Source organism: Rhodococcus sp. BH5 (genome assembly GCF_027583855.1).
GTDB classification, from domain to species: Bacteria; Actinomycetota; Actinomycetes; order Mycobacteriales; family Mycobacteriaceae; genus Rhodococcus_F; species Rhodococcus_F qingshengii.
In genome coordinates this window covers 1-22,309 of record NZ_JAJHVW010000019.1, presented here as the reverse complement: position 1 = coordinate 22,309, position 22,309 = coordinate 1, and the positions used below count along the sequence as shown (strand labels likewise).

Here is a 22,309-nt window from a genome sequence, read left to right as displayed (position 1 = left end):
TTCGATTGCCTCGGCCAACATCATGACGGCGTCGTACGCCTGTGCGTCGTAGGCGGTCAGTTGATAATCAGGCCCCTTCACCGCCTGCACCTTGCGACGCAGTTCGGCGGTTCTCGGGTTGTTCTCACTGAGCGAGCCCATGTACACCATGCCGCTCAACGCCTTCGAGTCCGCCAAAGCCCAAGATGCGGGCTGGTTTCCGATGGAAGCGAGTGAGAAGCGTTGCGTCTGCGGGGTGACCTTCGACAAGGTGTTGTGCGCGAGGATTTCGAAGTGCCCGCCGATACTGGCGACCAGAATCGCGTCCGGTTCGGTTTCCGCGAGACGTGAGACCTGTGCGGTGATGTCCGCGGCATCGACCGGCGCCTTTTCGACGCCCGTCACTCTCGCGCACTTCTCGAGCGCCGGCCGCAGGGTCTTGATGATTCCGTCGATGGACGCACTCGCGTCACCGAGAATTCCCAGGGACTTGTACCCCATCTTCTCGAAAGCCCCGCAGTACACCTGGGCGTACTGCTTCAACGAGTTCGGAATCATGAACGAGAAGTCGTTGTCGGGCGCCGAGGCAAAGGCGTCGCTGAGAACGACCGGAGCTATCGCAGGAATCTTCGACTGCTGGAGAATCGACTTGGCCTGCAGCACCGACCCGCTGCCCGTGGCGAGGATGACCGCACTGGACCCGTGATCGACCAACTTCCGAATGATCGACGGGGTCTTGGTGGGACTGCTCTCGTCGTTCTCGACAACCAATTCGACTTGCTTACCGTTGATTCCGCCCGCCTGGTTGATCAGGTCGACGGTCATCCGCACCGTCTTGCCGGCGATCGTGCTGTACGACGCACCGGGCCCGGTGGAGTCCTCGTCCAAACCGATGACGATGGTGTCTTCGGGAATGACACCGGCAGATGCGCACGCGCTCGCCCCGAGGACCACTGCCGCGCAGACGGCGATCGCCTTTCCGAGTCTCACATCGAACTCCCGTCCAAACTGTGCTTGGTAAATCAAACAAGCGCTTGATTTACGAGTGTGGACAGAAGTATGCACTGGGTCACACTGATAGTCAAAATCCGAACTACACGCGCAGGAACTGCGGTGTTACGGCTTCTGCAGCTGCCGGATCGACGAGCTGAGTTCGCGAATGACGGACTTCAATTCGTCGACATCAGAGCGGAGTTCGGCAAGGTCCGAGTCGGGAGATTCGGTCTGCGCTTCCTTCTTCGCCGTGCGCCGCGCAATGCGTGCCACCGGCTCGCCGTCGACGGAACGTGCGGCAAAGCCGTCCAGGAAAACCGAAATCAGATTGCGCTGCAGATCTTCGGCCAATTCGGAAAGCTGCGGGCGATACTGCGCGACGGTGGACCAGACGGATTCACGCAGGAGACGGTGAAACTGTTCGGGATCGATGTCTTCCCGAAACTCCGCGTCGGCAATTCCGCGAGCGATAGCCGATCGCCAGTAGCTGTGTGCCTTCTGAACCAGGATGGTGATGGGCGCGTCCGCCGGTTGCGACGAAAGTATGGCTTCTCCCTGATAGACCTCCGTGGCATACGGGTGATCCACCGCCGAGGCAAAAGAGACCGACACCATCGTGGCCAGGCGATTTCGAGCCGAACCTTCCGGTTCGATCGAGTCCTCGTACCGGACGTTGAGATCTTCGAGGAACCGGACGACGATCTCGTTGGCTATCGCATCCTTGGAGTCGAAGTAGTGATAGAGGCTGCCGGAGAGGATCCCGACTTCGTCGGCGATGTCTCGCACCGTCGTCGCGGCGATCCCCCGCTCACTGAACAGCTTGGCCGCATGAGCGAGTATTTCGTCCCGTCGGGTCGAGCGCACGAGAAGATCCTTCCGACGTTCCGATCGTCAAGCGAGTGCTTGATCAATTTCTCGTCGATGCTAACACCGCACCCTCGCTGACCTGCGGTGTGAGGTCCTGGACACCCAATCGAAACACCGGACACACACTTGTCACCGACAGTCATTCCACCGCAACAACTTCCACCTACTCTGTGCACTCGACGAATACAGCGTTGTATACGCACTCCGGATACAGATCTGTCAGAGCCATTGCCTGCCAGAGCCATCGACACGAAAGGCCCGTACATGCGAACCTTCTCGAAGCGCACCCTTGCCGCGCCGGCCGCTCTCGCCGCGCTGGGCTTGGTTCTCACCGGCTGCGGAAGCAAGGCAACAGACACCGCATCGGGAGATTCGACGGCTACGTCGTGCGTCGACACCTCGGGGGACACGATCAAGGTCGGTTCCCTGAATTCACTCTCGGGCACCATGGCCATCAGTGAAGTGACGGTCCGCGACTCCATCTCGTTGGCGGTGCAGGAGATCAACGATTCCGGCGGTGTACTGGGTAAGAAGATCCAGATCGTCGCAGAGGACGGCGCGTCGGAGCCGACAGTGTTCGCCGAGAAGGCCGAGAAACTGATCAGCAGCGATTGCGTCGCAGCAGTTTTCGGTGGCTGGACCTCCTCGAGCCGCAAGGCCATGCTGCCCGTGTTCGAGGACAACAACTCTTTGCTCTACTACCCGGTCCAGTACGAGGGACTGGAAGATTCGAAGAACATCTTCTATACGGGCGCAACGACCAACCAGCAGATCATCCCGGCTCTGGATTACCTGAAGGAGAAGGGCGTCAAGTCGCTGTATCTGGTCGGCAGCGACTACGTGTTCCCTCAGACCGCCAACCGCATCATCAAGGCGTACGCGGCAGCGAACGGCATCGAGATCAAGGGCGAGGATTACACGCCTCTGGGTTCGACCGACTTCTCCACCATCGTGAACAAGGTCCGCACAGCCGACGCCGATGCCGTGTTCAACACACTCAACGGCGATTCCAACGTTGCGTTCTTCCGTGAATACTCAAATGTCGGCCTGAAGCCCGCCGACATGCCCGTCGTCTCCGTCTCCATTGCGGAGGAAGAGGTCGGTGGTATCGGAGTCCAGAACGTGGAAGGCCAGCTGACGGCGTGGAACTACTACCAGACCATCGACTCCCCCGAGAACAAGAAGTTCGTCGCGGCGTACAAGGCAAAGTTCGGCCAGGACAAGCCCACGTCCGATCCGATGGAAGCGGCATACACCTCCGTCTATCTCTGGAAGAACACCGTCGAGAAGGCCAACTCGTTTGCGGTCAAGGATATTCAGGACAACGCCGACGGTGTGACCTTCCAGGCGCCCGAAGGACTCGTCACCATCGACGGCGACAACCACCACATCACCAAGACTGCCCGGATCGGCGAAATCCGTTCCGACGGACTGATCTACACGGTCTGGGATTCGGGACAGCCGATCGAGCCGGATCCGTACCTGAAGAACTACCCCTGGGCTGAGGGGCTCGGTAGCTGATCGACAAAAGGCGGAATTGACGGAATCGACGAGTAGAGAGGTGGAGCGTCTGTCATGGATGTTGTGATCGGGCAGTTGTTCACGGGTTTGAGTATCGGATCGATTCTCCTGTTGGCAGCGTTGGGGTTGTCTCTCACGTTCGGGCAGATGGGTGTCATCAACATGGCACACGGCGAGTTCATCATGGCCGGCTCGTACACCGCATACGTAGTGCAGCAGGTGATCTCGAATGCAACGGGATCGTTGATCATTTCTCTGCTCGTCGGTTTCGTCGTCGGCGGACTGATGGGTGTTGTGCTCGAAGTGGTCCTGGTATCGCGGATGTACCACCGACCCCTCGACACCCTGTTGGTGACATTCGGCGTCGGATTGATCCTTCAGCAGTTGGCGCGCGACATCTTCGGCGCGCCGGCAGTCAATGTTTCGGCGCCGAGCTGGCTTTCGGGCGGGGTCGATATTTTCGGCGCCGTGGTGCCGAAAACCCGCATCTTCATTCTGGTGTTGGCGATCGCAGCAGTGATCGCACTTTCGGTCGCACTGAAGCAGTCGTCGATGGGTAGACGCATCCGGGCCGTCGTCCAAAATCGCGATCTGGCCGAGACGAGCGGAATCTCCTCTCGTCGTACGGACATCACGACCTTCTTCCTCGGTTCCGGGCTCGCCGGCGTCGCGGGTGTCGCGTTGACGCTCATCGGTTCCACCAGCCCGACCATCGGCCAGTCCTATCTGATCGACGCCTTCCTGGTTGTTGTCGTCGGCGGTCTCGGTCAGATGAAGGGAGCCGTGATCGCAGCCTTCGCCCTCGGCATCTTGAACTCGTTCATCGAGTACTCGACGACAGCGTCGATCGCGAAGGTGATCGTGTTCGTCATCATCGTCGTCTTCCTTCAAGTTCGGCCGCAGGGCCTGTTCGCAGTCAAGACGAGGAGCCTCGTATGAGCATCCTGAACAATTCCCGAATTCGGGTGTGGGGCGGTTTTGCACTCGCCGCCATCGTGCTGTTCGCCGTCGCTCCGGCTGTGCTCTCGGACTTCAGGCTGTCACTGTTGGCCAAATTCCTGTGCTTCGCCATAGTCGCTGTCGGTATCGGTTTGGCTTGGGGCAGAGGCGGAATGCTCACGCTCGGCCAGGGGGTGTTCTTCGGGATCGGCGCATACGTGATGGCGATGCACCTCAAGATCGCCGATGCCGAACTCAAGGGTGACGCGGTCCCGGACTTCATGTCCATCGCCGGCAAGACCGAACTGCCGGGATACTGGCAACCGTTCGCCTCGCCATTCGTGGCGATCTTCGCCATCCTTTTCCTGCCGGCCGCTGTTGCCTTTCTCCTCGGACTCGGTGTGTTCAAGCGGAGAGTCAAGGGCGCGTACTTCGCGATCCTCTCGCAGGCACTCGCCGCGGCTTTCGCAATCCTCTTGATCGGCCAGCAGTCGATCGGTGGCAGCAACGGCCTCAACCGCTTTCGCACGTTCTTCGGTTTCAACCTCAACGATCCGGCGAACAAGCAGATGTTGTTCTTCATCGCCGCCGGAGTTCTTCTCGCATCGGTCGCTCTGATTCGCCAGCTGATGAACTCCCGATACGGCGAACTCCTCGTCGCCGTCCGTGATCAAGAGGAGCGAGTACGTTTCCTCGGATACGATCCGGCGAACATCAAACTGGTCGCCTACGTGACCGCGGCGTTCCTCGCCGGTATCGCCGGTGCGCTGTTCGTTCCGATCGTGGGCATCATCTCCCCCGCCGACGTCGGGATCGTTCCGTCAATCGCCTTTCTCATCGGGGTCGCGATCGGTGGCCGCGCAACGCTTCTCGGTCCGGTACTCGGTGCGATCGGCGTCGCGTGGGCGCAGTCGACATTCTCGGAGAAACTCCCTTCGGGATGGATCTACGCACAAGGGTTGATGTTCATCGTCGTGGTCGGGTTCTTCCCGGCAGGTGTGGCCGGATTGTTCGCCCTGATGCGCCACCGCAAGAAGCGTGAGGCCCCGGCCGACCCGCCGGTCAAGGTCTCCCAACCCGAACCAGTGGAGGTGTCGTCATGACCAACACAACCGCCACCAGCGAACCCACACCGGCACTGGGTGGCAACGCCGGAATGTCGTCCGAGTACCTCGAAGTACGAAATCTTTCGGTCAGCTTCGACGGTTTCAAGGCCGTCGACGGCGTCGACTTGACCCTCATGCAGGGCGACCTGAGGTTTCTCATCGGCCCGAACGGGGCTGGAAAGACAACGTTGGTCGACGCCATCACCGGACTCGTTCCCGCGACGGGTTCCATCACGAAGTCCGGCGAGCAACTGCTCGGCAAGAAGGTTCACAAGATCGCCCGCCTCGGCGTCGGGCGAACCTTCCAGACGGCAAGCGTCTTCGAAGAGCTCTCGGTGCTGCAGAATCTCGACATCGCGGCCGGAGCCGGCCGATCACCGTGGAACCTGCTCAGAAAACGCAAAGGTGTGCTTCCCGAGATCGAAGAGGCGCTGGAGACAACCGGGTTGGAGCACCTCAGGGACACCGCCGCAGGCATTCTGGCGCACGGACAGAAGCAGTGGCTCGAAATCGGAATGTTGTTGGTACAGAACTGTTCCGTGCTCCTGCTCGACGAGCCCGTCGCAGGCATGAGCCTCGAGGAGCGCGAGGAGACCGGGAACCTTCTGCGGCGCATCGGCGGTGCGCGAACCGTCGTCGTAGTCGAGCACGACATGGACTTCATGCGATCCTTCGCCACGTCCGTCACAGTGCTCGCCGCTGGGAAAGTGCTTGCCGAAGGAACTGTGGCGGAGGTCCAAGCCGACCCCAAGGTGCAAGAGGTCTACCTCGGCACCGCCGCTGCCGGAACCGATCTCGGCGCCGACACCGAACCGACCCCGGAGGACTGAATCATGCTCGAGCTCGTCGACATCCGCGCCGGCTACGGACGCACCGAAGTGATCCACGGCGTATCCCTGCTGGTTCCCAGCGACGGAGTTGCGGCAGTCATGGGTCACAACGGTGCGGGTAAAACCACCTTGCTGCGCGCCGCCGTCGGTCTGATCAAACCTACACGGGGAAAGGTACTTCTGAACGGTGAGGACATCACCGGTCTACGGCCGAGCGCCCGCGTCGCTCGCGGACTTGCCTACGTACCCCAGGGTCAGCAGTCGTTCGGACAACTGACAACTGCCGAGAATCTTCGGGTGGTCGCCGACGGGCGCAAACGCGGAAAGGCACTCATCGCAGAGGCATTGGATCTGTTTCCCGCACTCACCACGCTCCTCGACCGTCGCGCGGGACTTCTCTCCGGTGGGCAGCGACAACAGCTTGCCATCGCTCGCGCCCTGATCACCGAGCCCAAGATCCTCATTCTGGACGAACCAACCGAGGGCATTCAACCCAACGTGGTCGCCGAAATCGAAAGGACCGTCATGGAACTCACCGAACGCGGCGATCTCGGTGTCCTCCTCGTAGAGCAGCACATCGGTTTCGCGCTCCAATCTGCGCAGCATTACAGCATTCTCGCGGCGGGACACGTGACCTCGACCGGTGAGGGCGGCACCACGTCCACCGAGGCGGTTCGTCGAGCGATGGCAATCTGACATGAGTGTGCGGCCGCCGCTGCGCGAGCAGGTTTACCGGTCGATCCGGAACGATCTGATGTCCGGTCAGATCGCGCCATCCGAACGACTCGGCGAAGAACGGTTGGCTCATCTCTACGGTGTCTCGCGAACACCGGTGCGCGAAGCGCTCGCGAAGTTGGAATCCGACGGGCTGGTCGAGCGCGACGAACACGGCCTCTTTCCGTACCGACCGCACCTCGACGAGTTGGGTGGCCTCTACGAGCTGCGCATACTCCTCGAGGTACACGGACTTCGGCGGGTACTCGACGGTGAGGCCCCCGCTCATGATCGAGACGCGCTCGGTTCCGAACTCGACAAGTGGTACGCATTTCTCAAACAGATGCCGGTACCGGACGCCGGTTTCGTGACGCTCGACGAGGAGTTCCACATCGCGCTCCTCGCCTCGTCCGGAAACCACGCGTTGGTCGACGCTCTTCAGGCCGTCAACTCGAAGCTGCGCCCCGTGCGGATGTTCGACTACCTGACTCCCGACCGTATGAAGGCCACGGTGGAGGAACATATCTCCGTCGTCGAACTGGTGCTGGACGGCAAGATTCCGCAAGCACACGAGGCACTGGTGTCGCACATCGACATCTCTCGTGCGGTTGTCCTCGACCGCGCTCGGCAGGCCCTCTCGTTGGCCGCCATGGCCAACGCTGTGCGGAACTGATCAGCGTCGTGTCGCTGACTTCAGGGTGAAGACTTCGGTGACGTGGTCTCTCGTCAGGGGGATCCTGAGGTACTCCCCCGGTACGGTTGGCTTCGGGCCGAGTACAGAACCGGGCACCGTACCCGTTGTGCCGTCCGAGCATTCGACTGCAACTTCGCTCGTGTAGTCCGCATCAGGAGCAACCTCGCAGGAGAGTCCGGTATCCGTGGTGAAGGCGGAGATGCTCGAATCGGCGGGGCCGTGGATCGCTGTCCCGATTGGATCCGCCGGCGCCGGTGTGCTCGTAGTTGGTGTAGCCGTCGTTGTCGGGGTTGCTGTCGATGTCGGGGTTGCTGTCGATGTCGGGGTTGCTGTCGGTGTCGGCACAGACGCGGTGGTCGTCATCCCTGCAGTGTTCTCAGCTGCCGTGGTCTCAGCTGCCGTGGTCGAAGAAGTCGTCGATGACGGGGGTTCGCTCACCGAAGTAGACGTCGGGCTGACCGCACGCGCAGCAAATCCGGTTGGGAGGCTCAGCGGCGTGACCGGGTATGTCGCGCTGCCAATTCCGCATTGGGCCGTTACAAGATTGAATGTCACGTTTGTGGTGCCCAGTATCTGCGCCCCCAGAATCGCAAAAGCTGCCATCGAAAGACTCACGCTCAGCGTCGATTGCGCCGTTGTTGCCGTGGACGTTCGCGTGCTCACGAGCTTGATGTTCGTGTATTGAATCGTCGCCAAGCCAGCGGCGTTCACAGTGGCGTCCGCCCCTGCTACCGTCACCGATGCGTTCTCGGCAGGCTGTGGAATCGTGAGGACGCGAGATCCCACCGTCACCTGATTCGTGGGGCTACTCGCCGATACCGATGCCCTGTTCGAGGTATCGCACGCAGCCCCTGCCGTAATCGGCGATGCCACAGTGACTATCGGCGCACTGACCAGATCAACCCCCAGTAGAGACAGCAAGTTCACTGTCACGGTCATCGAGGTGAGTGTCGACGTCGCATCGGTATCCGAAACAATTGCCGACTGGCAGCGGCCGCTCGCAGGCTGCCCGACCGAGTAGGCAGCGCACGACGAGATCGATCCGGTCCGGGACAACGAGTTGACGCCCAGTAGCTTTGCAACCACCAGATTGGTTGTGTCCAGGTCCTTTCCAATCGTGTTCTGTTGTGAGACACCTTCGAACATCGAACTGCCGAAAAGATCTATCACGATTCCGCCACTGGACAACCCGAGCCCGCCGGCGCCTCTGCCGTACCCACTCGTCGTCCATGAACCGGTGGAAATCGGGCCGGTAACGTACTCGGAGTCTGTCCACGCCGCTTCTGTCTCTCCGAGGAGTGGGTGAGACGAGAAACCAGAGCCCAGAACAACCGCAACTGCCAATACGATGACTGAAAACAGGTGGCGACGCTTCATTGTCTACCGCCGTCTGGCGGTAGAAGAACCTGAATGGGTTCTGTTTTCGGGTCGGCCGAGTCGGCATCATCGTCGTCATCGGTATTGCGCGGCCAGAATACCGCGACCACCAAAGCGGCCATCGTCAGCGTGATCGCCCCCAGCACAAGAGGATTCGAGAAGTAGACGATCACCCGCGCCAATCCCGGAACGTGCCAGAGCACCTTTCGGACCGTGGTGACCTCGTATACCGCGGGATCAGCCGAAGCGTTGGCATCACCCTTGAGATCGAGAATCGTGATGCCGTTGTCCTGGGTACGAGCGGAGACGACCCGGTGGGTCACCGGCAGTTCGGACACTCCCCGATCGACGGTGACGACGTCGCCCACCTCGACGGAATCTGCCGGTACTTCCCGCACAACTGCCAGAGATCCGGTTGGAATGGTCGGCGACATCGATCCGGTCTTGAACATGATCAGTGTGATGTCGAAAACGAAGGCACAGATCACCAAAGCGATACAGATGACCCCACCGACTGCAAGAACCTGAAGGATGCAGTCCCCGATGATCGTGGGGACCGAACGCTTCTTCGTCCGGGCATGTGTTGCCCGGGCATGTGTTGGCATTGCAGCTCCTTCAGGGTGTTGCACTGAACTGCCAAGTGGGAGTTGCCGTTTTACCGGTCAGCGCCGAGTTGCTCCAATTAGCCGAGGTTGCGGGCAGCGAAATCTCGAAGCACAGCGCCACCGCGGCGCCCGGGGACGCTCCACCGGTGGGTAGCGCGATGGCCCCGACTGCGGAACCAGTTGAGAGCGACGGAAACACCGTCGCACTTCCCACCACGAATTGTGGTGTTCCCGTGGAGAAGGCCGACGCATCACAGGTCGTCGACTTGACCACCCGATACCGCAGCGCCGACGCCAGAGTGGAGTCGCCGGCAACCGTGGCCGCCTGCAGAGTGACGGATGCTGCCGGCGAGACCGGCACTGTTCGAAGAGATATCGGGCCGTACGAGAACGCACCGGGGCGAATCAGGAGCGCCGAGGGCGTGTACGTGAAAACGCCAGGGGCACTGGATGAATGCGACGACCATCCGCCGCCGACGTTCGACTCGATTCCGAATGTTCCGGTGCGAAACGATGCATCGCCCATCGTGCTGTCCACCCAACTGGCCGCCACGGTGGTTGCACCGATACCCAGGACGAGTCCCGAGGCCGCCAGTGCGTACACCTGACGCATTCGCCGTGTGACCACGCAGGCGTCAGGGGGTGGACTGGCCGGTGAACTGCCAGAGCAAGCGCCCGGTGTTCTTGCCCGACACGATCGAAGGGTCGACTCCGGCAGGCAGCGTGACCGCGAAGCACAGTTCCACCGGCACGCCCGTGCCTAGCAAGGTGACATCCGAACCCGAACCTGCCGTCAAGGCCACCGGACTGGCTGTCGTGCCTACCCATGCTGTTCCTGCTCCAATTCCCGCTGCCGTGCAGGTCGTGGAGGGGACACCTCGATACACCGAGTACCGCAGGGCGGGTTTGAGGTCGGTATCACCGCCCGTTGCACCGAGTAGTTGTACCGTCGCGCCGGAAGTGCTGGCCGTGGGACCGATCCGAAGCGCTACCGGCGCGTATACCGTCGTTCCGGGTGAGAGTGCGTCGAATCCCGTGCTGAATTGGAAGTGGCCGGCGGAAGCGTCCACTTGATACTCACCCCAGGTCGTCAGTCCGTCGAAGCTGCCCTGGAGATTCCAACTTCCCGTCTTGAACTGCGCGTCGCCGAAAACGTTGTCTGTCCACGCCGCCAAGGTGACAGCGGCGCCGATACCGAGGACAAGTCCTCCGGCAAGTAATGCACGTACTTTGCGCTTGTTTACAGCCTTCCGATCAGTGGCCATGCTGGTCTCGATTCACTTGGAATGCGAAAGAACCTCCGATTCGGGAAATCTAGCCCCCAATTTCATCCGAAATATCCGAAATGACCGAAATCGAGACAAGAACTTCACGCCTTGTCCGCCTCGCCACCATCCGTGGGCGCTGACCAGGCGGAAATAGGAAAGCCGGCCAGATGGTTGCACCTTCCAACGACGTTTGCGTTCTATTCGCTGAGAAAGGCACCACATTCATGGCCGTCCCACTTTCCATCCTCGATCTCGCCCACATCGGCGACAACGAAACCGCCAAAGACAGCTTCGACGCCAGCGTGACCTTGGCGCAGCGTGCCGAGGAGTGGGGTTACAAGCGAATCTGGTATGCCGAGCACCACAACATGGGTTCCATCGCGTCTTCGGCCACCAGCGTTCTGATCAGCCACGTCGCCGCGCACACCAGCAAAATCCGCCTCGGCGCCGGTGGAATCATGCTGCCCAACCACGCGCCGCTGACGATCGCCGAGCAGTTCGGCACCCTCGAGACTCTGCACCCGGGTCGCATCGATCTCGGTCTCGGTCGCGCGCCCGGTAGTGATCAGAAGACGATGCAGGCTTTGCGACGCGACCCGAGTTCTTCGGACAGCTTCCCGCAGGACGTACTCGAGCTTCAGGGCTACCTCGGCGACACTTCGCGCGTCCCCGGAATCAATGCCGTTCCCGGTAAGGGCACTCACGTTCCGCTCTACATTCTCGGATCGTCATTGTTCGGAGCCAAGCTCGCCGCGATGCTCGGCCTGCCGTATGCATTTGCCTCGCACTTCGCCCCCAACGCCCTGCGCGACGCCGTCGCGATCTATCGACGCGAGTTCAAGCCGTCGGAGCAGTTGGCGGAGCCGTACGTCATCGCGGGCGTCAACGTCATCGCCGCCGACACCCATGAGCAGGCTCAGCAGGACTTCCTCGCGGCCAAGCGTTCGCGCGTCAGCCTTCTTCTCGGACGCGGACGCAAGTTCACGGACGACGAAGCGGACATGCTGCTCGACTCCCCCGCGGGTCAGCAGGTTCTGCAGATGACCAAGTACAGCGCCATCGGCACGCCCACGGAGGTCCGCGCCTACCTCGACGAGTTCACCGAGCATGCACAGGCCGACGAGCTGATCACGGTGTCGACCGGCACCAACCGCGAGGCTTGGTTGCGCACGTTCGAACTCCTCGCCGACGTGAGCGATCTGGTACCCGCCTAAGCTGCCGGTATGGGCGATCCATCCCGTCGCGGGTTCATCTCGGTACTGGCAGTTCTACTTTCGACGGGTTGGGCCGCCAACCACTTTGCTGCGCTCATCCCGGTTCTCCGGGTGGACGAGGGCCTTTCGCATACCGTGCTCGACGGTGTTTTCGGTATCTACGCGCTCGGACTTCTACCCGGCCTGTTGACCGGTGGAGCACTGTCGGATCGCGTCGGCCGAGCTGTAGTCGTCCTGCCCGGAGCGCTCATAGCCTCGCTCGGAACCTTGATTCTTCTTCTCTTGCACGACGCGCCCGGGCTCATGGTCGGGCGCCTCGTTGTCGGTATCGGTGCCGGTCTGGCAATCGGCGCCGGTACCGCGTGGGCGGCTGACCTTCGCGGCAAGTCCGGAACCGTGATGGCGGGCGTAGTACTCACCTCGGGTTTCGCACTGGGACCACTGTTTTCGGGTCTGTTGGCACAATTTGCCGCCTTCCCACTCGCTACGCCCTTTGTCGTCTCGGCCTTCTTGTCGGTGGGTTCGGTTACCGCGGCAGCTGTGTGGAGTCGTACACCTGTTTCCGTAGAAGCCGCGACCATCACACCCGTCCCAGACGGCGCGGAGCGCTCCGTCGCAAATGCGCCAGACGGCGCGGAGCGCTCCGTCGCAAATGCGCCAGACGGCGCGGAGCGCTCCGTCGCAAATGCGCTGCTCTGGGCACTTCCGTTGGCGCCGTGGGTGTTCGCCAGCGCAACAGTCTCTTTCGTGACCATGACGGCCAGGCTCGGGGACCGCTACTCAGGTCCTCTCCTTCCGGGTTTCGCGGCGGCGCTGACTCTGGGTGCTGGAATCCTGGTTCAAACCGCTGCGCGCCATCGCAATTGGGGTCCTCAGGCCGGCACGGTCGGCGCCGCACTGGCGGCGCTCGGATACTGCCTGGTCGCCGTCGGCGGCGCGCACCCCGCGCTCGGGTTGTTCATCGTCTGCGCGCTCGTCCTCGGTACGGCCTACGGACTGTGTCTACGCGAGGGACTGCTCGACCTCGAGTCGCTGGCTCCCCCCGCCTCGCGGGGCGCCCTGACCGGGATCTTCTACGTCGGCACCTATCTCGGATTCGGACTGCCGGTGCTACTGGTTGTCATCGAACCCACGATGGGTCCGTCGCTGCCGTTGGTGATCCTCGCCGCTGTTGCCGCCGTCGTTGCCGTGGTCCGATTCCGTCGATTGCGGTCGACCCAGGCTTCCTCGTCACATCCGCGTCTCGAAGCCGCATCGGTCTGAACACCCGTTCGGACGGAGTTGGCGGTACTTGCAGTCGCAGCTACCCGGCGGTGTTAGCGTCGGAGGACCAGAAGGTCACTGCGTAGGGACACAGCAATGGGCAAGAGCGAGGCGGGCAAGGCCGAATCGGCCAAGAGTAGTGCGGACGACCTGACGGGTCGGCGCATCCTGATCACCGGCGCTGCCCGCAATATCGGTTCTTCGCTGGCCAGACGCCTGTACGACCGTGGTGCGTCCGTGGGACTGCTCGGCCTCGAGCCGGAACTTCTCGAGCAAGTCGCTACTTCCTGCGGCCGCGCGCCCTGGCAGTTGTGCGATGTCGCCGACCTCGAGCAGGTATCTCGCGGCGTCGACTACATCGCTGAGAAGCTGGGAGGCATCGACGTCGTCGTCGCCAATGCCGGGGTCGAGGCGAACTCGTCGATCCTCGGCGGCGACCCTGCGGACATGCGCCGCGCCGTCGAAGTCAACCTCATGGGCACGTACTACACCCTGCGCGCAGCCGGTCCGCACATCAGTCACGAAAACGGTTACGCCCTGGTGGTCGCCTCGGCTCACGGCGCCGCCAAGCATCCGTTTCGCGGACCGTTCGGTGCTTCGCGCGCCGGCGTCGAAGCCTTGGGTGACGCGTTGCGCTTGGAAATGAAACACCTCGGCACCAAGGTGGGCGTCGCGTATATCGGCGACATCGACACCGATACCACCGCACTGTCGTTCGACGGAGCACGCGGAACCCTCGCCAGCGCCGGCACCACGACCGTCGCTGACGCCGTCGACGCGTTCGAACGCGGTATCGTCGGCCGGAAGTCACGCGTACACGCGCCCCGCCGCAGCGCCGCGGTTCGCCACATCGCGCAACGAGCTATAGACCTCCGTCCCTCTCACATCCGTGGAGTCGCATGAACCCCCGCATCCCGCCCGGCCGATTCAAGGACCTCGGTCCGATCAACTGGGGAATCTGGCGTGTCCTGTCGAAGGCTGCCGGAGCACCCGATGCGCATCTGTTCAGCACCTTGGGGCGCACGGGTGGACTCTTCCGCGGTTGGCTGCACTACTCCGGCTCACTCATGCCCGGCGGCAAGATCTCTCGCCACGACACCGAACTGATCATCCTGCGGGTCGCGCACCTGCGGGACTGCGGTTACGAGATGGATCACCACATCAGGCTCGGCCGCAAAGCCGGAATCGACGCAGAAGAACTGGCCCGAATCATCGAGGGCCCTGGCGCTTCCGAGTTGAGTCCGCGTCACCGTGCGATCTTGACTGCGGTCGACGAGTTGGTCACCACCAAGGACGTCACCGACGACACGTGGGGAACGCTCTCGCAGCATCTCGACGATCGTCGGTTGATCGAATTCACCTTGTTGGTCACTCAGTACGACGGCCTGGCCACCACGATCGGAACCTTGCGGGTTCAGCGCGACTTCTCCTGAAGTTCCGCGGCGGCCGTAACTCAGCTCTAACCCGAAGACATCTGGACGAAACACCTGATCAATAGCGTATACAGGTATGTCGACAGGGATGAATACGGCGCCGGAGCCACTGCGTGAGGTGGTCTACCGGGAACTACGCACCGAACTGGTCAACGGGACTATCGGGTTCGATCAGCGCCTGACGGAACCGAAACTCTCCACGCGTTTCGGCATTTCTCGCACACCAGTACGGGAAGCGTTGACGATGCTGTGCGCCGATGGACTCCTGCGCCGGGAAGAGTACGGGTTCTCCGCCGTGCGCCCGAGTATCCCGCGGATCCGAGATCTGTATGAACTCCGAATCACTCTGGAACTACAAGGAATTACCCGGGCGATCGCAGATCCGACGATCCGGCACGACCGAACAATCCTCGACGACGAATTGGTGCGGTGGCGTGCCCTGGCTCTCGATCCGCCCGCTCAGGAACCGGGGTTCGTCGAACTGGACGAGGAATTCCACGTCGCCGTACTGAGGGCGTCGGGAAACAATGAACTGGTCGCGTCGCTGCTGTCGGTGAATTCCCGTATCCGGCACGTTCGGATGTACGACTTCATGGTCAACGGCCGCATCGACACCTCGATCGCGGAGCACATTCGAATCCTCGAAGAACTACGTGCCGGCAATCTGCCCGAGGCCCGCACGCTTTTGCACCAGCACATCGGCGAGTCTCTCGACGTCGTCCTCGACCGGGTGACCCGCGCGATCACCGCGCTCTCACTCGCCAACATCACGGACTGATCGGAGCAGTACACACCATGACCATCGCAGCAGAAGTTTTCACCCCGACAGCCCGGGTCGAGCAGGCATTCCAGCGGATCGAGGAAGTAGATCGCCCCGAAGTCTGGATCACGTTGCGCCGCAAGGAAGATGTGCTTGCCGATGCCGCTTCGGTCGAAGCCAGAATCGCCGCGGGCGAGCATCTTCCTCTGGCTGGGCGTCTGGTCGCCGTCAAGGACAACGTCGACGTCGCCGGTCTGCCGACCACAGCGGCGTGCCCCGAATTCGCGTATTCGCCGGACGAAACCGCCAGTGCCGTTGCGCGGTTGATCGAGCACGGGGCTGTTGTTCTGGGGAAGACCAATCTGGACCAGTTCGCCACCGGACTGGTCGGAACGCGCAGTCCGTACGGAGCCGTTCGCTGCGCCTGGGACGAAGAGTTGATCTCGGGCGGTAGTAGCTCCGGATCCGCCGTCGCTGTCGCGCTGGGAATTGCAGACATCGGAATCGGCACCGACACCGCCGGTTCCGGCCGGGTGCCGGCAGCGTTCCACGGGATCTACGGACTCAAGCTCTCGCTCGGCGTCATCCCAGCCCACGGAGTAGTGCCCGCCTGCGTCGACTACGACGCTCTGACGGTATTTGCCGACGACCTCGAATCGGCAACCGCGGCAGCGGCAATCATGATCGGCCACGAACCTCGAGATCCCCGCAGCCGCGTCTGGCCTTCCGACGTTCGTCTCGCGGCGGCGCCGAATCCCCGCGTCGCCGTCCCCCGAATCGAGGATCTCACTCAACTGAGCCCGTCGTATACAGCAGCATTTCAGGACACTGTGGCAGCTCTGGTAGCCGGCGGCGCCGAGACCGAGACCGTCGACATATCCGGACTGCTCGACGCGGCCCGATTGCTCTACGACGGCGCCGTAGTGGCGCAGCGGTACGCCGCTGCCGGCGAGTTCCTCGAAACTCGTCCTGCCGGAGCAGATCCCGCGGTGTCCGACATCGTGCTCGGTGCGAAGCACCCCACCGGATACCAGCTAGTCGACGATCTCGATGCTCTCACCCGCGCCAAGGCTGCCGCCCGGGAACTCCTCGCCGGGTTCGACGCCCTACTGCTTCCCACCACCACCGAACACCCGACGATTGCCGCCGTGACCGAGGATCCGTTCGGAATCAACCGCCGGATGGGAACTTTCACCAACTTCTGCAACCTGCTCGACATGGCGGCCGTCGCGGCGCCCGGACACCGCACTGCCGAAGATCACCCGTTCGGCGTCATGTTCGTCGTACCCGCTTTCGACGACCAGATCGCCATCGACCTCGCTGCGCGACTCGGCGGTGTGCCTTCACCCACCCTCGTCGATACAGGAATCGACCTCGCAGTATTCGGCGCTCACCTGCGCGGGCAACCCCTCAACACACAGTTGGTCGACCTCGGCGCGCGGTACGTCGAAACCGTCACGACCTCGGATGCCTACCGGCTCTTCGCTCTCGACACGACGCCACCGAAGCCCGGCCTGGTACGCCGTGGCCCTGGACTCGGCGCACCGGTCGTCGGCGAGATCTTCCGAATCTCACCGGCCGGGCTGGGAACGTTCCTCGCCGCCTTGCCTGCACCGATGGCGCTCACGAGCGTCGAGTTATCCGACGGCAGAACGACAGTCGGTTTCAGCTGCACTCATGACGCCGTAAACGGCGCAGCTGACATCACCGACTACGGCGGTTGGGCCGCGTACCTCTCTCGCTGACAGTCACGGCTTGCAGATTCGAGTGACGGCCTCGCGCACCACTTCACGGCGGCGCGCGATCTCGTCGGCGTCGACGTTCTGGTTGTCGGCCACACCGGGGGCCACCACCCAGCCGAACACGAGGCCGAACAGCATCGTGATCAGGTCCTGTGGGTCCCAGTGCTTCGAGATGAGGCCGTCTTCTTGAGCCTTGCGGATCGTGGCCATTCGCGGAACCCAGCTGGAATGTTCCTCGGCCAACTTCTTCATCCGTGGTGCCTCACCCTGCAATTGACCCCAGATCATCATCCGTTGAATCTGTGGTTTGCCGAGCATTGCGTCGAACAGTTCGACAGCATGCGCGGGCATGTCTTCACCGGTGAACTCGACGGATTCCATCGCCTGCTCGAAGTCGACGTCGAGCACCGCGTGGAACAACGCGACCTTGTCACCGAAATAGGCGTAGAGGCGCTCCTTACTGGCGTTTCCGTTCTTCGCAATCCGATCGATGCGCGCACCGGCAAGCCCGTAGGTGCCGAATTCTTCTTGCGCAGCGTCGAGGATTCGCTGTTTCGTCGCGGTCACGTCAGTGGGAGCCATAGTGATGATGGTAACCGAACGAACTATTTCGTTTGACTCACCCGAGAAGGCTGGAATACCTTTTTCCAATGACCACCACGTCCCACGTCGACGGCGGCACTCTGCCACCGATCCCGGCTGTCTCCGAGAATCCGAATCATCAACGTCGCTGGCTGGTGCTCTGCATCGTCGCGTTCGCTCAACTCATGGTGGTGCTCGACGGCACCATCGTTTCCATCGCCCTACCGGCAGCCCAGGAAGAACTGGGCATCAGCGACCTTGACCGCGCGTGGGTGGTCACGTCGTACGCCTTGGCGTTCGGTGCGCTGCTGCTCCTCGGCGGACGTATCGCCGACTACTGGGGCCGAAAGCGATCCTTCATCGTCGGCATGGCGGGCTTCGCGGTTGCCTCCGGCATCGGCGGCATCGCGCAGAGCGGTATCGAACTGTTCATCGCTCGCGCCGGCCAGGGCGTCTTCGCAGCATTGCTCGCGCCCGCTGCGCTGTCGATGCTCACCACCACCTTCATCGGAGAGAAGGAGCGCGCCAAGGCTTTTGCCGTCTACGGCGCGATCTCCGGCGGTGGCGCTGCCATCGGCCTGCTCCTCGGTGGAGTGCTGACGCAGTACGTCGACTGGCGCTGGTGCCTGCTCGTCAACATCCCGATCGCGCTGATCGCCATCGCTGCAGCCGTCCCGATCGTCAAGGAAACCAAAGCGCACGGCGACACGAGCTACGACCTTCCCGGCGCTGTCCTCATCGCCCTGGGGCTCGGCTCACTGGTCTACGGATTCACACGCGCCGAGCACGGCTGGGGTCAGGCGGACACTTTGCTGTTCATCGCACTGGGTCTGGTCTTCCTCGCGATCTTCGTGGTCGTCGAGAGCCGCAGCAAGAATCCGCTTCTACCGCTGAGCGTTCCGTGGCATCGCGATCGCGGCGCTGCTCTGATCGGCTCCATGCTGGTGGGCGCCGCCCTGCTCGGCGGCACGTTGTACCTGACGTTCTACCTGCAGATCGTGCTCGGATTCAGCCCGGTCATGGCCGGCGTCGGATCGCTGCCGATGGCGTTCTTCATCGTCTTGGCGTCGACCATCGCAGCGCAGTTGTCCACCAAGATCGGCCCCAAGCCGCTCATGGTCGCCGGCCCGCTGGTGGCAGCAGTAGGACTGCTCATGCTGACCCAGATCGAGGTACACAGCTCCTACTGGACGCACGTGTTCCCCGGCCTCGCCATCTTCGGCTTCGGACTCGGTCTGCTGATGGTGCCGATGCAGAACCTCGCACTGATCGGTGTCCCCGACCACGACGCCGGCGCTGCCAGTGCCCTGGTCAACGCCACCCTGCAGATCGGCGGCGCACTCGGAACCGCACTGTTCACCACGATCTACGCTTCGGCAAAGTCGGCCTTCGCCGCCGACAACGCGGCGCCGATCCCGCCGGAAGGCATTCCTGTCGACATGTCGAACGCGACCATCCCGACTGGTGACCAATTGGCGCTACTCCCCCAGCCGGTGCAGGACTTCGTCGCCTCGATGACGGACTACTTCTTCGGCGCCGAGGTATCCGGATACTCGGCCGCATTCGGTTGGGCGGCAATCCTGTTGGCGATCATCGCACCGGTAGTGCTGGTGCTGGTCCGCGCCAAGAAGGGTGATCTGCCCGCCGAGGGTGCAGTCCACATGGGGTAACCCCCTGTGCGCCTTTATTAACCGCCCGCGGTTAATAAAGGCGCACAGCAGGTCAGGCCTTCCTCAACACCTCAGCCACCGGAGTGCTGCTGCGGCCGATCAACTTCTGCAGGTCGCCAGACTCGGTGTCCAACGCCCCCTTGGCAATTGCAGCATCGGAATCGGCGAGGATCTGCGCAACCGGTGCAGGCAGTCCGACGCTCTCGAGAATGCCTTCGTATGCCTCCGCGTCCACGAACTGGTACGCGACGGGCTTGCCGGCGAATTCGCTGATCTTTGCGGCCAATTCGGCATAGGTGAGCCTCTCGTCACCGCCCAACTCGTACACTGCACCTTCGTGGCCATCGGTGGTCGCGACTACTGCTGCGGCGTCGGCGTAATCCGCACGCGCCGCAGCCGCGATCTTGCCTTCCGCTCCCGCACCGACCAGTGCGCCGCGTTCGATCACACCGGCCAGGTCGTTGGTGAAGTTCTCCCAGTACCAACCGTTTCGCAACAGCGCGAACGGAATACCGCTCCGAGTGAGCACGTCCTCGGTCGCCTTGTGCTCGGCAGCAAGCTTCATCGGCGTGTCCTGAGCATTCAATATGCTCGTGTAGGCGATGAATCCGACGCCGGCAGCCTTCGCCGCGTCGATGATGTTGGTGTGTTGCGCGAGCCGTGACCCCACTCCACTTCCCGAGATCAGCACCAGCTTGTCGACGCCCGCCAATGCGGTTTCCAACGCCGAGGCATCGGCGTAGTCCGCTTGGCGTACAACTACTCCGCGGGCGGCGAGGCTTTCCGCCTTCTGTGGATTGCGGACCACTGCGACGATGTCGGACGCGGCGGTTCCCCGCTCGATCAACGACTCGACTACCAGTTGTCCGAGGTTTCCGGTTGCGCCGGTGACTGCAATGCTCATGCGAACTCCCGATCCAGGTTGAAGCGTAAATGCGTTCTGCAACCATCATGCACTTATTTTTCGTAAGTGCAACATGTCGAGTTAGCGCTATGGGATCGTGCAGTAGTAGCCTGGGTTCATGACCAGCACCGACTCACCTTCACGTGCTGCCCAGACCCCTGATCCGAATGCCGACGTCGTGGACCCAACACTCGAGGCTGACGTCTTCGCTCGCGGGTGCAACTCTCGGGCGGCATTGCAGAATGCAACCGGACGCTGGGGCGCACTCGCGCTGGCGGCATTGAACGAGGGCCCGTACCGGTTCAGTGCCCTGCGCCGACGCGTCGACGGAGTCAGCGAGCGCATGCTCTCGCAGACCCTGCAAACACTCGAGCGGGATGGCCTCGTGCACCGTGAGGTACTCGAAACCATCCCGCCCAAAGTTGAATACAGCCTGACCGAACTCGGCGCCGACGTCGCCGCAAAGATCACGGCCCTGATCGAACTACTCGAATCGCAGGTGCCGAAAATCGTTGCGTCACAAGCGTCGTACGACGCCCGGAATCAGCTCAACTTGTCCGAGAGCTGAGCGATGAACTCGTCGAATGCGTAGGGAACGCTCAGCACCGTCGGAGCGGACGTAGCCATCGCGTAGTCCATTCCGACCAGACGAACCAGACGGCCGTTCGACACCGAGGTCATGTTCGCGAACGGACCGAAGGACATGAGCTTGTCCAGGTTGGTGCCGTCGGCGTCGACGAGAATGAAGACGTCGGCGTCGAGTGTGTCGATGGATTCCATGCCCACGGACACCGAACTGTCGCCGGAAGTGCACACTGCGTCGACACCGGGCGAGGTCTTCACCCCGAGCTGGCCGAGAAGACGGATCCGCGGGTCGGTGCCGCAGAAGACGATCAGGCCCTCGTCGGTGCGCATTGCATACGTTGCGGTTTTGCCCTGGAACTGTGGGTGATCAGCGGCTTGCTTCTCGAAGTACGCCCCGGTCTCGTCGATCAGCGTCTGAGCCTGCTCCGGCTGTCCGAGCGCTGCACCGATCATGCTCATCTGCTTGTCCCACGCCGTATCCCACGGCTGGTCGGGGAACGCGACGGTCGGCGCGATGTCACTGAGGCGCTTGTACTCGCCCTCGTCGATGCCGGAGTAGACGGCGAGGATCACGTCGGGATCGAGCCCGAGGATCTGCTCGAACGGGATATCGGGATTGGTCGTCATGAGAACGGGCTTGGCACCGTTCAGACGCGAAGCGTCCCAGGGCAGGATGTTGTTCTCGATGCCGTCGCCGGAGAAGCCCTCCATGGCGACCGGAACCTTGTTCAGTGCGATCACCGCATCCTGGCCACTCCATCCGATGGTCACGATGCGCATAGGCTCCGCGTCGATCGTCGTCGAACCGTAGGCGTGGTCGACGGTCACGGGGAACGCCCCCGCCTCGGCGGCACCCGAAGCTTCGGTGTCCGATCCGGAGTCACCTGAGGTTCCACAGGCGGAGAGCGTCAGCGCGACGCAAGCCGCGAGCAGTACGGAACGAGTTTTCATGAGTGGTCCTTCGAAAGCCGAATGGTCGACTCGGGACGCTAATGCGTTGCGCGCCTACACCCCGACTCGAAGGCCTCAGATGGCGGTTTCGCAACACAACTCGACACAAAAGACGAAAAACCCCGTGTGCCTTTCCGGTAGTGCGAACTACCGAAAAGGCGCACGGGGCCGAAGGCCCTGCCGTCAGAAGTTGATCATGTGGCCGGCGAGGCCGTGGATCGCTTCCTGCAGTGCCTCACTGAGTGTGGGGTGGGTGTGGACGTTGCGTGCCAACTCGTTGACCGTGAGGTCCCACTTCTGGGCCAAGGTCAG

25 protein-coding genes are annotated in these 22,309 nt (G+C 62.2%); 16 read left to right on the top strand and 9 right to left on the bottom strand.

The window, feature by feature from the left end:
• Together RhoBH5_RS29230 and RhoBH5_RS29225 are read right to left on the bottom strand one after the other, a co-directional pair.
• The coding region (locus RhoBH5_RS29230) for an ABC transporter substrate-binding protein (protein ID WP_270009180.1) at positions 1 to 969 on the bottom strand (969 nt) is incomplete at its 3' end.
• A 126-nt stretch (positions 970 to 1,095) separates the two neighbouring features.
• Positions 1,096 to 1,836, bottom strand: coding sequence for a TetR/AcrR family transcriptional regulator (locus RhoBH5_RS29225; protein WP_003941474.1), 741 nt, complete (start codon positions 1,834 to 1,836; stop codon positions 1,096 to 1,098).
• A 267-nt stretch (positions 1,837 to 2,103) separates the two neighbouring features.
• On the opposite strand from RhoBH5_RS29225, the gene urtA reads away from it, so the two are divergent.
• The 8 genes from urtA to RhoBH5_RS29185 all read left to right on the top strand — a co-directional run bounded on the left by urtA (position 2,104) and on the right by RhoBH5_RS29185 (position 8,664).
• Positions 2,104 to 3,360 (top strand): urea ABC transporter substrate-binding protein, encoded by a 1,257-nt coding sequence (gene urtA / locus RhoBH5_RS29220; RefSeq protein WP_007735391.1) that lies wholly within the window; start codon positions 2,104 to 2,106, stop codon positions 3,358 to 3,360.
• Positions 3,361 to 3,414: 54 nt separating this feature from the next.
• Entirely contained in the window at positions 3,415 to 4,299 is an 885-nt protein-coding gene (gene urtB, locus RhoBH5_RS29215; RefSeq protein ID WP_003941514.1) for an urea ABC transporter permease subunit UrtB, read from the top strand.
• Positions 4,296 to 5,402 (top strand): urea ABC transporter permease subunit UrtC, encoded by a 1,107-nt coding sequence (urtC, locus tag RhoBH5_RS29210; protein ID WP_047268868.1) that lies wholly within the window; start codon positions 4,296 to 4,298, stop codon positions 5,400 to 5,402. The genes urtB and urtC overlap by 4 nt, the downstream gene beginning before the upstream one ends.
• Positions 5,399 to 6,235, top strand: coding sequence for an urea ABC transporter ATP-binding protein UrtD (urtD, locus tag RhoBH5_RS29205; RefSeq protein WP_003941545.1), 837 nt, complete (start codon positions 5,399 to 5,401; stop codon positions 6,233 to 6,235). Before urtC ends, urtD begins: the two co-directional genes overlap by 4 nt.
• A gap of 3 nt (positions 6,236 to 6,238) precedes the next feature.
• Complete coding sequence (gene urtE, locus RhoBH5_RS29200; protein ID WP_003941544.1) at positions 6,239 to 6,931, top strand: urea ABC transporter ATP-binding subunit UrtE; 693 nt, start codon at positions 6,239 to 6,241, stop codon at positions 6,929 to 6,931.
• A 1-nt stretch (position 6,932) separates the two neighbouring features.
• Complete coding sequence (locus RhoBH5_RS29195) at positions 6,933 to 7,622, top strand: GntR family transcriptional regulator (protein ID WP_020906727.1); 690 nt, start codon at positions 6,933 to 6,935, stop codon at positions 7,620 to 7,622.
• 205 nt (positions 7,623 to 7,827) lie between these two features.
• Positions 7,828 to 8,328 carry a hypothetical protein gene (locus tag RhoBH5_RS29190; RefSeq protein ID WP_064114035.1) on the top strand — a complete coding sequence of 167 codons (501 nt, stop codon included), beginning with the start codon at positions 7,828 to 7,830 and terminating at the stop codon, positions 8,326 to 8,328.
• A 114-nt stretch (positions 8,329 to 8,442) separates the two neighbouring features.
• On the top strand, positions 8,443 to 8,664 hold the full coding sequence (locus RhoBH5_RS29185) for a hypothetical protein (RefSeq protein WP_042923314.1): 222 nt from the start codon (positions 8,443 to 8,445) through the stop codon (positions 8,662 to 8,664).
• 352 nt (positions 8,665 to 9,016) lie between these two features.
• Here the strand turns inward: RhoBH5_RS29185 and RhoBH5_RS29180 are convergent, their stop codons facing one another.
• Genes RhoBH5_RS29180 through RhoBH5_RS29170 form a run of 3 tightly spaced genes read right to left on the bottom strand, consistent with a single transcriptional unit; the run spans position 9,017 to position 10,890 of the window.
• Positions 9,017 to 9,625: a signal peptidase I gene (locus tag RhoBH5_RS29180; protein ID WP_054827776.1), complete on the bottom strand. Its 609-nt coding sequence runs from the start codon at positions 9,623 to 9,625 to the stop codon at positions 9,017 to 9,019.
• A gap of 10 nt (positions 9,626 to 9,635) precedes the next feature.
• Entirely contained in the window at positions 9,636 to 10,253 is a 618-nt protein-coding gene (locus tag RhoBH5_RS29175) for a hypothetical protein (protein WP_230359616.1), read from the bottom strand.
• Positions 10,254 to 10,260: 7 nt separating this feature from the next.
• Positions 10,261 to 10,890 carry a SipW-dependent-type signal peptide-containing protein gene (locus RhoBH5_RS29170; protein ID WP_007735401.1) on the bottom strand — a complete coding sequence of 210 codons (630 nt, stop codon included), beginning with the start codon at positions 10,888 to 10,890 and terminating at the stop codon, positions 10,261 to 10,263.
• Between the two features lie 227 nt (positions 10,891 to 11,117).
• Between RhoBH5_RS29170 and RhoBH5_RS29165 the strand changes: the two genes are divergently transcribed.
• The 6 genes from RhoBH5_RS29165 (at position 11,118) to atzF (ending at position 17,308) form a co-directional block, all read left to right on the top strand.
• Complete coding sequence (locus RhoBH5_RS29165; RefSeq protein WP_039973481.1) at positions 11,118 to 12,107, top strand: LLM class flavin-dependent oxidoreductase; 990 nt, start codon at positions 11,118 to 11,120, stop codon at positions 12,105 to 12,107.
• 9 nt (positions 12,108 to 12,116) lie between these two features.
• Positions 12,117 to 13,370: an MFS transporter gene (locus tag RhoBH5_RS29160; protein WP_270009179.1), complete on the top strand. Its 1,254-nt coding sequence runs from the start codon at positions 12,117 to 12,119 to the stop codon at positions 13,368 to 13,370.
• Between the two features lie 96 nt (positions 13,371 to 13,466).
• Positions 13,467 to 14,273, top strand: a complete 807-nt coding sequence (locus RhoBH5_RS29155; protein WP_042923321.1) for an SDR family NAD(P)-dependent oxidoreductase — start codon at positions 13,467 to 13,469, stop codon at positions 14,271 to 14,273.
• Positions 14,270 to 14,803 (top strand): carboxymuconolactone decarboxylase family protein, encoded by a 534-nt coding sequence (locus tag RhoBH5_RS29150; protein WP_003941526.1) that lies wholly within the window; start codon positions 14,270 to 14,272, stop codon positions 14,801 to 14,803. The genes RhoBH5_RS29155 and RhoBH5_RS29150 overlap by 4 nt, the downstream gene beginning before the upstream one ends.
• A gap of 76 nt (positions 14,804 to 14,879) precedes the next feature.
• The gene (locus RhoBH5_RS29145; RefSeq protein WP_019744458.1) at positions 14,880 to 15,581 is read left to right on the top strand and encodes a GntR family transcriptional regulator; all 702 of its coding nucleotides are present in this window, start codon (positions 14,880 to 14,882) and stop codon (positions 15,579 to 15,581) included.
• Between the two features lie 17 nt (positions 15,582 to 15,598).
• Entirely contained in the window at positions 15,599 to 17,308 is a 1,710-nt protein-coding gene (gene atzF / locus RhoBH5_RS29140) for an allophanate hydrolase (RefSeq protein ID WP_065352105.1), read from the top strand.
• Positions 17,309 to 17,311: 3 nt separating this feature from the next.
• Here the strand turns inward: atzF and RhoBH5_RS29135 are convergent, their stop codons facing one another.
• On the bottom strand, positions 17,312 to 17,887 hold the full coding sequence (locus RhoBH5_RS29135) for a TetR family transcriptional regulator (protein WP_003941498.1): 576 nt from the start codon (positions 17,885 to 17,887) through the stop codon (positions 17,312 to 17,314).
• A gap of 68 nt (positions 17,888 to 17,955) precedes the next feature.
• Between RhoBH5_RS29135 and RhoBH5_RS29130 the strand changes: the two genes are divergently transcribed.
• Positions 17,956 to 19,557, top strand: a complete 1,602-nt coding sequence (locus tag RhoBH5_RS29130; protein WP_270009178.1) for an MFS transporter — start codon at positions 17,956 to 17,958, stop codon at positions 19,555 to 19,557.
• Between the two features lie 52 nt (positions 19,558 to 19,609).
• Here RhoBH5_RS29130 and RhoBH5_RS29125 read toward each other — a convergent pair whose 3' ends face one another.
• Positions 19,610 to 20,461: an SDR family oxidoreductase gene (locus RhoBH5_RS29125; RefSeq protein WP_270009177.1), complete on the bottom strand. Its 852-nt coding sequence runs from the start codon at positions 20,459 to 20,461 to the stop codon at positions 19,610 to 19,612.
• Positions 20,462 to 20,579: 118 nt separating this feature from the next.
• Here RhoBH5_RS29125 and RhoBH5_RS29120 point away from each other — a divergent pair, with 118 nt between their 5' ends.
• Positions 20,580 to 21,029: a winged helix-turn-helix transcriptional regulator gene (locus RhoBH5_RS29120; RefSeq protein ID WP_007735410.1), complete on the top strand. Its 450-nt coding sequence runs from the start codon at positions 20,580 to 20,582 to the stop codon at positions 21,027 to 21,029.
• Here RhoBH5_RS29120 and RhoBH5_RS29115 read toward each other — a convergent pair.
• Both RhoBH5_RS29115 and RhoBH5_RS29110 read right to left on the bottom strand, forming a co-directional pair.
• On the bottom strand, positions 21,005 to 21,997 hold the full coding sequence (locus RhoBH5_RS29115; protein ID WP_270009176.1) for an iron-siderophore ABC transporter substrate-binding protein: 993 nt from the start codon (positions 21,995 to 21,997) through the stop codon (positions 21,005 to 21,007). The two genes, RhoBH5_RS29120 and RhoBH5_RS29115, sit on opposite strands and share 25 nt — an antisense overlap.
• A gap of 183 nt (positions 21,998 to 22,180) precedes the next feature.
• Positions 22,181 to 22,309 (bottom strand): hypothetical protein (locus RhoBH5_RS29110; RefSeq protein WP_143541282.1); only part of this gene is annotated, 129 nt, incomplete at its 5' end.